The 14272-nt window shown below is 60.1% G+C and carries 15 protein-coding genes and 1 pseudogene; 12 read left to right on the top strand and 4 right to left on the bottom strand.

Annotated elements, in window-relative coordinates; genetic code table 11:
- Positions 1-45: 45 nt before the first annotated feature.
- From CKA81_RS05625 to CKA81_RS05645, 5 genes are read left to right on the top strand one after another with little or no spacing between them, the layout of a single operon-like run.
- Positions 46-1116, top strand: coding sequence for a type I glyceraldehyde-3-phosphate dehydrogenase (locus CKA81_RS05625; RefSeq protein WP_128354414.1), 1071 nt, complete (start codon positions 46-48; stop codon positions 1114-1116).
- 24 nt (positions 1117-1140) lie between these two features.
- A complete protein-coding gene (gene fumC / locus CKA81_RS05630) occupies positions 1141-2538 on the top strand; it encodes a class II fumarate hydratase (protein WP_128354415.1) in 1398 nt (465 codons plus the stop codon).
- Positions 2535-2897: a DUF488 domain-containing protein gene (locus CKA81_RS05635; protein WP_128354416.1), complete on the top strand. Its 363-nt coding sequence runs from the start codon at positions 2535-2537 to the stop codon at positions 2895-2897. The genes fumC and CKA81_RS05635 overlap by 4 nt, the downstream gene beginning before the upstream one ends.
- A gap of 53 nt (positions 2898-2950) precedes the next feature.
- Positions 2951-4330, top strand: a complete 1380-nt coding sequence (locus tag CKA81_RS05640; RefSeq protein ID WP_228255803.1) for an NfeD family protein — start codon at positions 2951-2953, stop codon at positions 4328-4330.
- Positions 4331-4344: 14 nt separating this feature from the next.
- Entirely contained in the window at positions 4345-5112 is a 768-nt protein-coding gene (locus tag CKA81_RS05645) for a slipin family protein (RefSeq protein WP_128354417.1), read from the top strand.
- Here CKA81_RS05645 and CKA81_RS05650 read toward each other — a convergent pair.
- Positions 5109-5591: a redoxin domain-containing protein gene (locus tag CKA81_RS05650; protein WP_128354418.1), complete on the bottom strand. Its 483-nt coding sequence runs from the start codon at positions 5589-5591 to the stop codon at positions 5109-5111. The two genes, CKA81_RS05645 and CKA81_RS05650, sit on opposite strands and share 4 nt — an antisense overlap.
- Positions 5592-5719: 128 nt before the next feature.
- Between CKA81_RS05650 and gnd the strand changes: the two genes are divergently transcribed.
- From gnd to CKA81_RS05665, 3 genes are read left to right on the top strand one after another with little or no spacing between them, the layout of a single operon-like run.
- Positions 5720-6742: a phosphogluconate dehydrogenase (NAD(+)-dependent, decarboxylating) gene (gene gnd / locus CKA81_RS05655; RefSeq protein ID WP_128354419.1), complete on the top strand. Its 1023-nt coding sequence runs from the start codon at positions 5720-5722 to the stop codon at positions 6740-6742.
- Positions 6739-8172 (top strand): glucose-6-phosphate dehydrogenase, encoded by a 1434-nt coding sequence (gene zwf, locus CKA81_RS05660; RefSeq protein ID WP_128354420.1) that lies wholly within the window; start codon positions 6739-6741, stop codon positions 8170-8172. Before gnd ends, zwf begins: the two co-directional genes overlap by 4 nt.
- A gap of 27 nt (positions 8173-8199) precedes the next feature.
- Complete coding sequence (locus tag CKA81_RS05665; protein ID WP_128354421.1) at positions 8200-9387, top strand: PQQ-dependent sugar dehydrogenase; 1188 nt, start codon at positions 8200-8202, stop codon at positions 9385-9387.
- Between the two features lie 5 nt (positions 9388-9392).
- Here the strand turns inward: CKA81_RS05665 and CKA81_RS05670 are convergent, their stop codons facing one another.
- Positions 9393-9818: a universal stress protein gene (locus CKA81_RS05670; protein ID WP_128354422.1), complete on the bottom strand. Its 426-nt coding sequence runs from the start codon at positions 9816-9818 to the stop codon at positions 9393-9395.
- 176 nt (positions 9819-9994) lie between these two features.
- Between CKA81_RS05670 and CKA81_RS17590 the strand changes: the two are divergent.
- From CKA81_RS17590 to CKA81_RS05685, 3 genes and pseudogenes are all read left to right on the top strand, one after another.
- Positions 9995-11790, top strand: a pseudogene (locus tag CKA81_RS17590) (glycoside hydrolase family 15 protein).
- Between the two features lie 75 nt (positions 11791-11865).
- Positions 11866-12198: a c-type cytochrome gene (locus tag CKA81_RS05680; RefSeq protein WP_128354423.1), complete on the top strand. Its 333-nt coding sequence runs from the start codon at positions 11866-11868 to the stop codon at positions 12196-12198.
- A gap of 19 nt (positions 12199-12217) precedes the next feature.
- Positions 12218-12514 carry an acylphosphatase gene (locus tag CKA81_RS05685; RefSeq protein ID WP_128354424.1) on the top strand — a complete coding sequence of 99 codons (297 nt, stop codon included), beginning with the start codon at positions 12218-12220 and terminating at the stop codon, positions 12512-12514.
- On the opposite strand, the gene CKA81_RS05690 is transcribed toward CKA81_RS05685, so the two are convergent.
- On the bottom strand, positions 12511-13059 hold the full coding sequence (locus CKA81_RS05690; protein WP_128354425.1) for an NADPH-dependent FMN reductase: 549 nt from the start codon (positions 13057-13059) through the stop codon (positions 12511-12513). The genes CKA81_RS05685 and CKA81_RS05690 overlap by 4 nt on opposite strands.
- Before the next feature lie 33 nt (positions 13060-13092).
- On the bottom strand, positions 13093-13785 hold the full coding sequence (locus CKA81_RS05695) for a DUF421 domain-containing protein (protein ID WP_128354426.1): 693 nt from the start codon (positions 13783-13785) through the stop codon (positions 13093-13095).
- A gap of 141 nt (positions 13786-13926) precedes the next feature.
- On the opposite strand from CKA81_RS05695, the gene CKA81_RS05700 reads away from it, so the two are divergent.
- Complete coding sequence (locus CKA81_RS05700) at positions 13927-14268, top strand: carboxymuconolactone decarboxylase family protein (RefSeq protein ID WP_128354427.1); 342 nt, start codon at positions 13927-13929, stop codon at positions 14266-14268.
- The last annotated feature ends 4 nt before the right edge of the window (positions 14269-14272 follow it).

Raw genomic sequence — 14272 nt, forward strand, 5'->3', positions numbered from 1 at the left:
CAACGTAGTACAGTAAGGACATTCCCCATCGTCACCGAGAAATGAATGAGCCGCCCCTTACGCCTGGCAATCAATGGTTATGGCCGCATCGGCCGCTGTGTCCTGCGCGCCCTTTACGAGTCGCCGCACAATAGCGGGTGTCAGATCGTCGCCATCAACGAACCGGCCGACCTGGCAACCATGGCCTATTTGTCGCAGTTCGACTCTACCCACGGCGTGTTTCCTGGGACCATAGAGCAGGCGGGCGACGGCCTGCTGGTCAATGGCAGGCTCGTACAGGTCAGCCACGAGCATGAACCCGACGCCGTAGACTGGCGGACCCTGGATATCGACATTTTGCTGGAGTGTTCCGGCCGTTACGGGTCGCGCGAACAATTGCAGCCTTTCCTGGATGCCGGCTGCCCGCGCGTGCTGCTATCGCAGCCGGGCAACAGCGCCCAGGATGTCGACTACACCGTCGTCCACGGCATCAATCAGGACGGCCTGACCGGACACGAGCGCCTGGTGTCCAACGCCTCGTGCACAACCAATGCCATTATTCCGGTGCTGTCGGAGTTGGACGCCGCGTTTGGCGTCGAGCACGCCTTCCTTACAACCCTGCACTCGGTGATGAACGACCAGCCCATGATCGACGGCTACCATCATGCCGACCTGCGCCGCACGCGCTCGGCCATGCAGTCCATTATCCCGGTATCCACCGGACTGGCTCAAGGGGTAGAGCGCCTGTTGCCCCAGTTGGCCGGCAAGGTGCAGGCCAAGGCCATAAGGGTTCCCATCCTAAACGTGTCGGCCATCGACCTGATGCTTACCTTGCGGCGCGATGTCACCGAGCAGCAATTGAATGCCTTGATGATGGAAGCCACGACTCGCTATCAGGGCTTGCTGGCCTATTCCAATCATCCTCATGCGTCGGTCGATTTCAACCACAATCCGCACTCGGCCATCATAGATGGCAGCCAAACGCGCACCAATGGCGATGGCTTTGCCAATCTGTTCGTCTGGTTCGATAACGAGTGGGGTTTCGCCAACCGCATGCTGGATGTCGCCCAGGCCTGGGCCGACCGCTTTCGCGAGGTGGAGATGCCTGACCAAGCCGCATCAAGGGCGTATAGTTAACGACGAGACACAACAGGAGGCATCATGGCAGCAACGCGCATCGAATCGGACTCCATGGGAGACATCGCGGTACCAGCCGACCGCTATTGGGGCGCGCAGACGCAGCGATCCATACTGAACTTTCCGATAGGTGTGGACCGCTTTACTTGGCAGCCGTCCATGATCTCCGCCTTGGGCATCCTGAAAAAAGCCGCCGCCCAGGCCAATGCCGAACTGGGCGAACTGCCCGCCGATATCGCCGCCCTGATCGTGCGGGCCGCCGACGAAGTTATTGCCGGCACGCTGGACGACGAATTCCCCTTGGTGGTGTTTCAAACCGGCTCGGGCACGCAGTCGAACATGAACGCCAACGAGGTCATCTCTAATCGGGCCATCGAAATGGCAGGTGGCACACGAGGCAGCAAGACACCGGTACACCCCAACGATCACGTCAATCGCGGCCAGTCGTCCAACGACACCTTTCCGACCGCCATGCATATTGCCGTGGCGCAAGAACTCGCCCGCCGGCTGTTTCCTTCTGTAGGTAAGTTGCGCGACACCCTGGCACAGAAAGCCGACGCCTATCAAGACATCGTCAAGACAGGCCGCACCCATTTGCAGGATGCCACGCCTATAACATTGGGCCAGGAGATCGGCGGCTGGGTGGCGCAGATAGACTTCGCGCTGGATGCGGTACAGTCCGCGCTGCCAGGCATCTATGACCTTGCGATCGGCGGCACGGCTGTGGGCACCGGCCTGAATGCGCATCGCCGCTTTGGCGAGCTCGCGGCAGCGCGCATTGCCGACATTACCGGCTTGCCGTTTCGCAGCGCCGACAACAAGTTCTTTGCGCTATCTGCGCACGATGCCCTGGTCAATTTATCAGCAGCACTGCGCACGCTGGCAGGCGGACTGATGAAGATGGCGAACGACGTGCGCTGGCTGGCCAGCGGGCCGCGCTGCGGCATAGGCGAACTTACCATCCCGGACAACGAGCCGGGATCGTCCATCATGCCGGGCAAGGTCAACCCGACGCAGTGCGAGGCCTTGACCATGGTTTGTGTACAGGTATTCGGCAATGACGCCGCCACGGCTTTCGCGGGTAGCCAGGGTAATTTCCAACTGAATGTGTACAAGCCGGTCATGGTTCATAACGTGCTGGAAAGCATAGAGCTGCTGGCCGACGCCTGCGTGGCCTTCAACGACCACTGCGCTATAGGCATCGAGCCGAATCACGAGCGCATAGCCGAGAACCTGGACAAAAACCTTATGCTGGTCACGGCCCTGAATCGCCATATCGGCTACGACAAGGCGGCCGCTATCGCCAAACGGGCGCACAAGGAAAAGACCAGTCTGCGGACAGCCGCCGTGGCATCCGGCTTTGTTTCGGACGAGCAGTACGACGCCTGGATCAAACCCATCGAGATGACGCGGCCGTCATGAAGCATCCTGTAAAAATCAAACGCGCGTACGAACCCGCATCGGCGGGTGACGGCTATCGCGTATTGATCGACAGGCTGTGGCCGCGTGGCATTGCCAAGCAAGACCTGGCCATCGATGACTGGAACAAAGATCTCGCGCCCAGCCCGGCGCTGCGCAAATGGTTTGACCACAAGGTCGAGCACTGGGATCAATTCCAGGAAAGCTACCAGGCCGAACTGCGCGAGGCCGACCAGCAGGCGCGCCTGCGCGAGCTCATACAGGCCGCGCAGGGCGGCAAGATAACGCTGGTGTATGGCGCCAAAGACACCGAGCACAATCACGCCTTGATACTGGCTGCGGAATTGAAGCGCCTATACTGAGACTGCGGCCAAACAGCAAGGACGGCCGCGAGGACCGACGACAGGAGGGCCGGATGGACACGATGCGATGGCGGTGGCTGGCAACGGCAAGCTTGATCTGTTCCATGATGACGGTTGGTCTCGCCCAGGTTGTGGCTGCCGATACTCCCGATACTGCAACGGTACGGGTCTTGCAGGTTGATGGCATCATCAGCCCGGCCACCTCTGACTTCATAACGCGAGGCCTGAAAGAAGCTGCAGAGGCCAAGGCGTCTTTGGTGGTGATTGAACTGGACACGCCGGGTGGGCTGGATACCTCGATGCGAACCATCATCCGCCATATCCTGGCATCGCCCATACCGGTTGCGACCTTCGTCGGCCCCAGCGGCGCACGCGCCGCAAGCGCAGGCACCTTCATTCTTTACGCCAGCCATATCGCCGCGATGACACCGGCGAGCAATCTGGGGGCAGCGTCGCCAATCTCCATAGGGGCGGCGCCCCAGCCCGGCAAGGATGACTCCGGATCAGCTTCCGGTAAGCCCACGCAGGACACCAGCAGTCGCAAGGCCACCAATGATGCCGCTGCCTATATCCGCAGCCTTGCCCAGTTGCGCGGACGCAATGCCGACTTCGCCGAGCAAGCGGTATTGGAAGCGCGCAGCATGTCGGCGCCGGAAGCACTGAAGGCTGGCGTCATTGACTTGCTTGCCGCCAGCACGCCCGATCTGGTCAGCAAGCTGGATGGCCGCGAGGTGAAACTGGACAACGGCCAGACGCTGACGTTGTCGACTTCGCAAGCCGTCGTGGAGACGGTGGAGCCGGACTGGCGCACACAACTGCTGGGCTTGATCGCTAACCCGCAAGTCGCCTTGATCCTCATGATGATAGGCATCTACGGACTGTTTTTCGAACTGACCAGCCCGGGCATCGCGTTGCCGGGCGTGGCGGGGCTTATCTGCCTGGTACTGGGCCTGTACGCCTTCCATATGTTGCCGGTCAACTGGGCAGGGGTGGCCCTGGCCGCCGCCGGGGCGGCGATGATGATAGCCGAAGCCTTCTTACCCAGCTTCGGGGTATTGGGCATAGGCGGGGTAATCGCCTTCGTGCTCGGTGGCCTGTTCTTGTCGGACACCGGCATTCCGGGCTACGACCTGTCCGTGCCGTTCCTGGTTGGGTTCGGTATTGTGGCAGCCCTGATCATGTTCTTGACGGCCACGCTGGCCGCACGCGCCTACAAGCATGCGGTGGTCAGCGGCCGTGAAGATATGCCCGGGCTGCCGGGCGTTGTCACATCGGTTTCGGGCGGCACGGTATATGCCGAAGTTCGCGGCGAAAGCTGGAAAGTGCAGAGCAACGACGCCCTGGTGGCGGGGGATGCTATTCGGGTTGTTGCCATGCACGGGTTGACGCTGGATGTCGTGCGCGACCGGCCCAATTCGGCTGACGCTCATTAAACCAAGGGGGAACCATGTTTATCAACACGTTCAATATTGGCCTTACCGTCGTCGTTGTCTTCTTGCTGTTGCTTGTTTTCAATGCCATCAAGATCTTGCGCGAATACCAGCGCGGCGTGATCTTCACACTGGGCCGGTTTACGGGCGTAAAAGGCCCCGGGCTGATCTTTGTCATTCCCATATTGCAGCAAGTGGTCAAGGTCGATTTGCGCGTCGTCACCATGGACGTCCCCAGCCAGGATGTCATCTCTCGCGATAACGTATCGGTCAAGGTCAACGCCGTGCTTTATTTTCGCGTGATGGCGCCAGAGAAGGCGATTATTCAGGTTGAGCGCTATCTCGAGGCAACCAGCCAACTGGCGCAGACCACCTTGCGCGCGGTGCTGGGCAAGCACGAGCTGGACGACATGTTATCCGAGCGCGAGAAGCTGAATATTGACGTGCAGAAGATACTCGATGCCCAGACGGACTCGTGGGGTATCAAGGTTACCAACGTCGAGATCAAGCACATCGACCTTAACGAAAACATGGTGCGCGCCATCGCCCGGCAAGCCGAGGCCGAACGCGAACGGCGTGCCAAAGTCATCCATGCCGAAGGCGAGAAACAGGCCGCGCAGGCGCTGATGGAAGCGGCCGAGATCCTGGCCACGCAGCCCTCGGCCATGCAGTTGCGCTACTTGCAGACGCTTACCCAGGTAGCGGGCGATAAAAGCTCGACCTTGGTGTTTCCAATTCCGGTGGACCTGCTGTCGTCCCTGATGGGTACCAAGAAACCCGGTTAGCCGACATCTTCGGATAACAACTGGCCGATGGCGGCGCCCGCCCGCAAGTCGTCCAGTTGCCCGAAATGATGCAGCCTGATGTTGCCCACCTTGTCGATCAGGATCAGGCTGGGCGTGCCTTGCAGGCGGTAGGCTTGCATGGTGACGGGTATCGGCCCATCGGCGGCAGGCTGGTCGATCGCCACCGGGAAGTGGATGCGATATTCGTGGATGAAGGCCTTCAAGGACACCAGCGCCATGGCTTCGTGGTGCTCGAAGACGGTATGCAGGCCAATGACTCTGAGTTTGTCGGGCGGAAAGGCGTTATGAATGGCCTTGGCTTGCGGTATGCCATGCGAGACGCAACCGGGGCACAGCATCTGGAAGGCATGCAGCACGACGACCTTGCCGCGCAGGCTGTCCAGCGTGATATCGTCTTTTGTATTGACCCACTGGTCCAGTGTCCAGTCAGGCGCACGCTCGTATGCCGGGGCATTCATACGGATTCCTCACAAAGTAGGGGCGGGCGATGGTTGCTGGGGCATGGGGTTTGCTTCACAGCACCCGCCATTCAAGGGTAGTCTAGACCCTTCTATGCTAGGGTTGCACCTTTTTTGGAGAGAACAGCATGCAGATTGGGATGGTTGGCCTTGGGCGCATGGGCAGCAACATGGTGCAGCGTCTGCTGCAAAAGGGCCACGACTGCGCGGTATACGACAGCCACCCCGAGGCCGGACAGCACTTGGCCGGCCAAGGCGCCGTCAATTGCGCCACGCTGCAAGAGCTCGTGTCTGCACTGGCCCGACCGCGCGCCATCTGGCTGATGGTACCGGCGGCCGTGGTCGACACCGTGCTGGACACCCTGGTGCCTATGCTGGACGAAGACGATGTGGTCATCGATGGCGGCAACTCGGCTTATCACGATGACATCCGACGCGGGCAGACGCTGGCTGCGACCGGCATCCATTACATGGACGTGGGCACCAGCGGCGGGGTGGCTGGCCTCGAGCGGGGCTATTGCCTGATGGTGGGCGGAGAGCCCGCCGCTTTCGCACGCCTGGAGCCCGTATTCGCCGCGCTGGCACCTGGTCAGGACAGCGTAGCCGCGACGCCCGGACGCCGCACACAAGGTACCGCGGACAAGGGCTATTTGCACTGCGGTCCGTATGGCGCCGGACACTTCGTCAAGATGGTGCACAACGGTATCGAGTACGGCATGATGGCCGCCTACGCAGAAGGCCTGAATATTCTGCAAGCCGCGAATATCGGCAAACAGTCGCATGACGTGGACGCCGAAACAACGCCTTTGCGTCACCCCGAGCATTATCAGTACGACATGAACATACCCGAGATCACTGAGCTGTGGCGGCGGGGCAGTGTGGTTACGTCGTGGTTGCTGGACCTTACCGCGCAGGCGCTGCAAAGCGACCCCGAACTTGCCGGCTACACCGGCCACGTCTCCGATTCTGGCGAGGGCCGCTGGGCGCTGTCTGCCGCTATTGATGAAGGCGTGCCGGTGCCGGTGTTAAGCGCTGCCTTGTTCTCGCGCTTCGAATCGCGCGGCCATGCCGACTACGCGAACCGTGTGCTGTCGGCCATGCGCAAGCAATTTGGAGGGCATGTCGAGAAACCCAAAGGAGAGGCCGGATGACGCCCACCGACCATGCCTTGCCAGTAGGCGATGCACTGGTGCTGTTCGGCATGACAGGCGATCTGGCGAACAAGAAGATCTTCCCCGCGCTATATGCCATGTGCAAGCGCGGTACGCTGAAAGTGCCGGTGGTGGGCGTGGCATCTTCCCGGCTGACCAAGGCGGCGCTGCGCACTCGCATTAGCCGCAGCCTGCGCGCTCAAGGCAAGATCGACGACAAGCCTGCATTTGAACGCCTGGTGTCGCTTGTGCAATATGTTAGCGGCGACTACAACAGCCCGGACACCTTCGATCGCCTGAAGGCCGCGCTGGACGGAGCCGCGCACCCCGTTCACTATCTTGCCATCCCCCCATCGCTGTTTGCCACTGTCATCCAGGGCCTGGACGCCTCCGGTCTTGCGCAGGGCGGACGGGTTATTGTCGAGAAGCCCTTTGGCCGGGATCTGGCGTCGGCACGCGAACTTAACCGGCTGGCCATGTCGGTGTTCCCCGAAAACGCCATCTTCCGCATTGATCACTTCCTGGGTAAGGAAGCGATCATGAATATCCTGTACTTTCGCTTTGCCAACAGCTTCACTGAACCCATCTGGAACCGCGACCACATCCAGAGTGTGCAGATCACCTTATCCGAGACCTTTGGCGTGGAGGATCGTGGCGGTTTCTATGAAAGCGCGGGTTGCCTGCGCGACGTCATCCAAAACCATCTTTTCCAGATCATGGCATTGCTGGCGATGGAGCCGCCTGCCTACCAGGGCTATGCCGCCGTACACACCGAGAAAGCCAAAGTGTTCCAGGCCTTGCGCCCAGTCCAGCCCGACGATCTCGTGCGCGGCCAGTACAAAGGGTATAGACGCGAGCCGCATGTCGACAAGCGATCCGACGTCGAAACCTATTGCGCCGTACGGTTGTTCATCGACTCGTGGCGGTGGGCCGGTGTGCCCTGGTTCTTGCGTTCCGGCAAGTGCCTGGCCGAAGACGTTGCCGAGGTGCTGGTGCAACTGAAGCCGCCGCCGCAAGCCTTGTTCGACGACTCGCATCCGCGCGAAGGACGAGCCAACTATTTGCGCTTTCGCATCGCCCCGCGCTCGGCTGTCGCCTTGGCGGCCCGCGTGAAACGCTCGGGCAAGCAGTTTGTTGGCGATCAGCGTGAGCTGTTCCTGCTGGATGTCGACCCGCTGGAAGAGGCGCCATACGAACGTTTGCTGGCCGATGCCTTGGCCGGCGACAGGGCCTTGTTTACCAGCGAGAAAGCCATCGAGGCCTCATGGGCGGCGCTCGCGCCCGTGCTTGAACATCATCACAAGGTGGTGCCCTATGCGCCGGGCAGCTGGGGGCCTCGGCAGGCTGACGCGCTGGTGGCCGACTACGGCGGATGGCACAATCCATCGCCCACCAAGCATGCACCGATCGGGCCAACCGACACACTGTAGCCACTATGCGATCCAACGGAGGAAACCATGCAGATCGGACACCACCTCAGACGGCCGCAGCTTGCCTTGCTGCGCCGCTGCGCACTGGCACTGCTGGCATGGGCGCCGGCCAGTTTTGCTGCAAGCACTGAGCGGGCGGCAACCATGCATGAGTACGCCAGCGAGAAGGGCAAGGTAGTCGTCACCGAGCTTGCCACCGGCCTGGAGCGCCCCTGGGCGATGGCTTTCTTGCCGGATGACAAGGGCATACTGATCACCGAGAAACCCGGCACGCTGCGGCTGTGGCAGGAAGATGCGGGGCTGTCGCCTCCCATAACGGGGGTGCCTGAGGTGTATACCCGCTCGCAGGGCGGCTTGCTGGACATTGCGCTGGCGCCGGACTTCGCCAAGAGCCGCCGGGTCTATTTGTCGTATGCCGAAGCGGGCGACAACGGTCGGGCGGGCACCACGGTCGGTTACGGCATGCTGTCGCCCGACCAGAGTCGGTTGGACGACTTCAAGGTGATATTTCGCCAAATGCCCAAACTCTCGACGGGCGTCCACTTCGGCTCACGCCTGATATTCGATAGGCAAGGCTATCTGTTCATCGCCCTGGGCGAAAACAACCAACGCGCGACCTCACAAGACCTGGACAAGCTGCAAGGCAAGCTGGTGAGGCTGCATCCGGACGGGCGCGTGCCCGACGACAACCCCTTTGTCGGAATACAGGGCGCGCGCCCGGAAATCTGGTCTTACGGCCACCGGAATCAGCAGGGAGGGGCGCTGAACCCCTGGACGGGCGATGTGTGGACCCATGAGCATGGCCCGCGCGGCGGCGACGAAATCAATATCCCGAAGGCAGGCAAGAATTACGGCTGGCCCCTGGCGACCCACGGCATCAACTATTCGGGCGGAGCAATACCCGAAGCGCTGGGCACCACTGCCCAGGGCACTGAGCCGCCGCTCTATTATTGGGAGGTCTCGCCTGCCATCTCGGGCATGGCCTTCTATGACGCTGCCCGCTATCCGGCCTGGGATCGCTCTTTGTTTATCGGCGCCCTGAAAGATCAGAGCCTGATCCGCCTGACGCTGGACGGCAACACGATCACTGCCGAAGAGCGGCTGCTGGGCGAACGCAATGAACGAATACGGGATGTGCGCGTCGGCCCCGACGGCGAGGTCTACGTCTTGACGGACGAGGCGGACGGCAAATTGTTAAGACTGGGGCTGCGCTAGAAGGGCTACTTGATCAGCGTAACCGGCACATCGGTCAGGTTAAGCACTTTGGTGGCCACCGAACCCAGAACGAAGCCGCCCACGGCTCCCAGCCCACGTGTGCCCATCATGATCAAATCGCAATCTTGCTCGCTTGCATACTTGGCAATGGTTTGAGCCACAGGTCCAACAGCGGTTTTCTCCTTGTACGCAACACCGGTTTCATCAAGCAGCGCCTTGGCTGGACTGAGGGCGTTCTTGCCTTCGTCTTGGTAGTAGTCGTTGATTGCTTCCGCCGAAAAGAAGCGAGTAACGTTTCCTGACACAATGGGCGCCTGCACGGTTAACAGATGCAAGGTGGTGTTGCCCAGTTTGCCGCTAGCCTTGATTGCCGCTTTTACGGCGCGTAGCGATGCATCGGATCCGTCCACAGGTATAAGTATGGTGGTCATAAGTCCTCTTTTAGAAAAATTAGCCGTACAACTGGACATCGTTGCGGCTGGCATAAGCAGTATGGGTGCTTTATATTAAGAGACAGGATGGCCCGCGTCATGATTTAAATCAACTAGCGTCGTAAGCCGTCCTATTTTTTTTTCCTGCGCGGACTGCAAATTCACTATGGAGGTTTATGGCACCCCGAATAGAAGATTACGCCTTGCTCGGAAACTGCCGTACAGCGGCACTTGTGTCCAAATTGGGGTCCATCGACTGGCTCTGCTTTCCACGGTTTGACGCTGCGGCGTGTTTCGCCGCCATGCTGGGCACGCCAGAGAACGGCCGATGGCAGATCTCGCCCACCAGCCCCATACGCAACATCAAGCGCCATTACCACGATGGAACCATGATCCTGGAAACCACCTTTGTCACCGACGAGGGCGTGGCCACCCTGATTGATTTCATGCCGTCCACCTTTACGCATTCAAGCGTTGCACGCATTGTCGTGGGTGTCCAGGGCAGGGTCACTTTCGACATGGACCTGGTCATCCGCTTCGACTACGGCCGTACCGTACCCTGGGTGGAAAAACACGATCCGCGTACGCTGACCGCAGTCGCCGGGCCCGACATGCTGGTGCTGCGCACAGACGTTCCCCTCAAGGCGCGCGCCAAGCACACCAACGCGCGCTTCACTGTTGCGCAGGGTGAGCGCAAAGTATTTACCCTGTCGCACCAGCCATCCCACGAGCCGGTAGCCGACGCTTTTGATGCCGAAGCGGCTTTGGCCAAAACCGAATACTTCTGGCATGAATTCTCCAGCCGTTGCCCCGATGTTGGTCCATGGTCGGCCCTGGTGAAGCGTTCGCTGATTACGCTCAAGGCCCTTACCTACCTTCCGACGGGGGCATCGTGGCCGCGCCCACCACGTCCTTGCCCGAGCAGCTCGGCGGCAAGCGCAACTGGGACTACCGCTATTGCTGGCTGCGCGATGCCACCATGACCCTATTGGCATTCATGAGCCTGGGTTACTTCGAGGAAGCCCGCGCCTGGCGCGACTGGCTGGCGCGATCGATCGCCGGCAATCCGGGTCAAATGCAGATCATGTATGGCTTGGGTGGTGAGCGCCATCTGCCCGAATACGAGCTGCCCTGGCTGACTGGCTATGAAGATTCACAGCCGGTGCGCGTGGGCAACGCCGCCGCTACCCAAAGGCAGTTGGACGTCTATGGCGAAGTCGCCGACGCCATGGAGCAAGCCATCAAGGGCAGGCTGCCTGCGCACCCGCGCATTGAAGCCATTGCCGAAGTCATCGTGCCTTTTCTGGAACAGGCCTGGCGCGAACCCGACGAGGGCATCTGGGAGATACGAGCCGAGCGGCAACACTTCACGCACTCGAAAGTCATGGCCTGGGTGGCCTTTGATCGCATCGCGATGGTTGCCGGCGACATGAAGAATGGGCAAGAGTTCGCCGACAATTGCCGCAAGATAGCCGATGAGATACACGCTGAAGTCTGCCGCGAGGGCTATGACCCGGAACTGAATAGTTTTGTGCAGTTTTACGGCTCCAAGCTGCTGGATGCCAGCCTGCTGCAAATTGCGCTCACGGGCTTCCTGCCGCCGGACGACCCCCGCGTGCTGGGTACGGTTGCCGCTATCGAAGACCGCCTGATGCGCGACGGGCTGCTGTTGCGCTACGAAACCGAACATGGCGTGGACGGCCTGCCACCGGGCGAGGGCACTTTCCTGGTCTGCTCGTTCTGGCTCGCCGATGTCTATGTCCTGCAGGGGCGCGACGACGACGCGCGCGAACTGTTCGAACGCCTGGCAGGGCTATGCAACGACGTGGGTCTGCTGGCAGAGCAATACGACCCGCATCTTCGACGCATGCTGGGCAATTTTCCGCAGGCTTTCAGTCATGTGGGCATCATCAATACGGCATTGAATCTGCATCGGGTACAGACCCCCGCCCAAGAGCGGGCTCATGCCTGACAATGGCGCAGGGCCTTGCTGTCCGGCGCCTGCGGTTCGTGACATAATTGCGGCATGTTCACAGGAGGTGTTGAAATGAAAGTTCGTAATGTAGCGTTGGGCGTGGCCTTGTTGGCCATGGGCAGCATGGCGCAAGCCGCCCCGGATGCCGCCAAAGTACAAGACATACTAAGCAAGAACGCCTGTCTGGCCTGTCATGCGATCGACAAGAAGCTTGTCGGTCCGGCCTACAAAGACGTTGCGGCCAAGCACAAGGACGATGCCAATGCCGCTCAGCTGCTTGCCAAGCACATAAAAGAAGGCAGCAGTGGTGTGTGGGGCCCAATACCCATGCCGCCAAATCCAAATATTTCGGATGCCGACATCAAGCTCGTGGTCGAGTGGATACTTGCCGGAGCGCCGCAGTAATCGCTGTTTATTTTTACGCATGAAGAAACTGCATCCGGCCGCCAATGTGGAAACCATCATTGCCCGCATCACTGGACGTGTCCAGGGTGTGGGCTTTCGCGCGGCAGCGGTCCGCCACGCTCATATGCTGAAAGTGACGGGCTGGGTAAGAAACCTGGATGACGGGTCGGTCGAGACCCTGATCCAGGGTCCACATGACCAGGTTGATCGCATGCTGTCATGGCTGCACCACGGCCCGCCCGCTGCGCGAGTGGCCGAGGTGACTCACCGTGAAGAGCTTACCGACCGCGACTTCGACCGATACGAACAAATTTAGGCGTGCTTGCGCACCCAGGCCACGTAGCTGTCCATCCAGGTCTGCAGGAACTCGCGGCTCCCCGCCCCGATATTACCGGCCTCGTCAAACAATCCGTCCTTGGTCTGAATAAAGGCTTCCGGCTGGCCCAAGGTGGGCACGTCCAGGTAGGCCAACACATTGCGCAGATGCTGTTGGGCCAGCGCAGTTCCAATCGCACCAATTGATATGCCAAGTACGCCAGCGGGCTTGCCGGCCCAGGCGTTCTGTCCGTAAGGACGCGAGGCGTGATCGATAGCGTTTTTAAGCACGCCGGGCATTGATCGGTTGTACTCGGGCGTAACGAACAGCAAGCCCTGTGAAGCGGAGATTTCCGCTTTCAGACGTTTGACGCTGTCTGCCTGGTTGGCATCGTCGTCCTGGTTATACAGGGGTAGATCGCCGATCTCCAGTTTCTTGAAGGTGAACTCGGGCGGCCCAAGCTTGATCAACGCCTTGGCCAGTTGTCGATTGAAAGACTCTTGCCTTAGGCTACCTATCACCACGGCGATCTGGTATTGGCTCATGTTTTCTCTCCTGTAGGTACGGACTGATACGGGTCAGCGCGGGCGCAAAGTGCGCAGGGCCGGTGACCAGGATGTGTGCTCGCAGCGTGGGCAGCTTAGACCTTGCTGGCTGTCTATGGTCTGCGTCGCGCCGCAGCACGCGCAGGCGTAGAGACCGCTGTCCGGTACTTCAGTGTAGACCTTGCGATGCTCTGGGGGCAAGACGGACAGGCCGGGCCGTACGGCGTCGTTATCGTAAAAATATAAGCTTACGTCGCCGTCAACCTCCAGTATGCCCAGTCGCAGCTGACCAAGATGCTCGATACCTTGCTGACGCAACTCCATGAAGAATTCATCTTCAGAAATATTCAGGCGTGCAAGACTATCCAGTTCATATTGTCCGTCCACGATCAAGGTAACCGGATCGCCTTCCATCCAACTGGCGAACCGGGGTGATCGGCCCATCAGGAAGGTAGTGGCCCGATACAGCAACAGCAATACCACGAAGGTCATGAGCACGGGTAGTATGGGCACGTCTTCATAGAAGATCACGTCGCCCGCCGCCGAGCCCAGCGTCAGGATGACAACCAGTTCGAAGACCGACAGTTGTCGTATGCCGCGACGCCCGGAAACCTTCAGGAAGAGAAAGACAACGACGTAAGCGAAGAGGGCACGAAAGGCGACCTCTGCCAGAAAACTCAGGGGCAATTCATCCAGCCATAGGCGCTGCCAGTCGAAGGAGACCATAAGCCGGTGCGTCGCTCCAGAAAAGTCGGGTTTTCTGATGGAGCAGCAAACGGCATGCCGGGATGAGCGCGTGCGCATCCCAACGGCCAAGACTATGATGAAAGGCTGGAAGCCATCCCGTCATCTAATTGGAGAATAACAATGGAACCAACGATGTACCCACCCGTGACCAAGGCCATCGCCCAACAACGTGCTGAAGCGGCGCCCGAGGCCCTGGCTGCCTTCAAGGCGTTCAGTGCGGCTGTATTCGCTGAAGGCGCGCTGCCCAAGAAAACCAAACAGCTTATTGCTGTAGCGGTCGCTCACGTGACGCAGTGCCCGTACTGCATCAAGGGCCACACCGAAGCCGCGCTTAAACAGGGCGCAACGCAGGCAGAGATCATGGAGGCTATCTGGGTCGCGGCCGAAATGCGAGCGGGTGGCGCGTATGCGCACTCGACATTAGCGCTGGACACTATCAATCATTCGCAGACCCACCCCTGATGGC

This window comes from Pollutimonas thiosulfatoxidans (assembly GCF_004022565.1).
In the GTDB taxonomy this organism is placed as follows: domain Bacteria; phylum Pseudomonadota; class Gammaproteobacteria; order Burkholderiales; family Burkholderiaceae_B; genus Pusillimonas_D; species Pusillimonas_D thiosulfatoxidans.

Bases quoted from the DNA above. Each gene is read 5' to 3' on its own strand.
- CKA81_RS05625 (WP_128354414.1), top strand. From the start codon at position 46: ATGAGCCGCCCCTTACGCCTGGCAATCAATGGTTATGGCCGCATCGGC.
- fumC (WP_128354415.1), top strand. From the start codon at position 1,141: ATGGCAGCAACGCGCATCGAATCGGACTCCATGGGAGACATCGCGGTA.
- CKA81_RS05635 (WP_128354416.1), top strand. From the start codon at position 2,535: ATGAAGCATCCTGTAAAAATCAAACGCGCGTACGAACCCGCATCGGCG.
- CKA81_RS05640 (WP_228255803.1), top strand. From the start codon at position 2,951: ATGGACACGATGCGATGGCGGTGGCTGGCAACGGCAAGCTTGATCTGT.
- CKA81_RS05645 (WP_128354417.1), top strand. From the start codon at position 4,345: ATGTTTATCAACACGTTCAATATTGGCCTTACCGTCGTCGTTGTCTTC.
- CKA81_RS05650 (WP_128354418.1), bottom strand. From the start codon at position 5,591: ATGAATGCCCCGGCATACGAGCGTGCGCCTGACTGGACACTGGACCAG.
- gnd (WP_128354419.1), top strand. From the start codon at position 5,720: ATGCAGATTGGGATGGTTGGCCTTGGGCGCATGGGCAGCAACATGGTG.
- zwf (WP_128354420.1), top strand. From the start codon at position 6,739: ATGACGCCCACCGACCATGCCTTGCCAGTAGGCGATGCACTGGTGCTG.
- CKA81_RS05665 (WP_128354421.1), top strand. From the start codon at position 8,200: ATGCAGATCGGACACCACCTCAGACGGCCGCAGCTTGCCTTGCTGCGC.
- CKA81_RS05670 (WP_128354422.1), bottom strand. From the start codon at position 9,818: ATGACCACCATACTTATACCTGTGGACGGATCCGATGCATCGCTACGC.
- CKA81_RS05680 (WP_128354423.1), top strand. From the start codon at position 11,866: ATGAAAGTTCGTAATGTAGCGTTGGGCGTGGCCTTGTTGGCCATGGGC.
- CKA81_RS05685 (WP_128354424.1), top strand. From the start codon at position 12,218: ATGAAGAAACTGCATCCGGCCGCCAATGTGGAAACCATCATTGCCCGC.
- CKA81_RS05690 (WP_128354425.1), bottom strand. From the start codon at position 13,059: ATGAGCCAATACCAGATCGCCGTGGTGATAGGTAGCCTAAGGCAAGAG.
- CKA81_RS05695 (WP_128354426.1), bottom strand. From the start codon at position 13,785: ATGGTCTCCTTCGACTGGCAGCGCCTATGGCTGGATGAATTGCCCCTG.
- CKA81_RS05700 (WP_128354427.1), top strand. From the start codon at position 13,927: ATGGAACCAACGATGTACCCACCCGTGACCAAGGCCATCGCCCAACAA.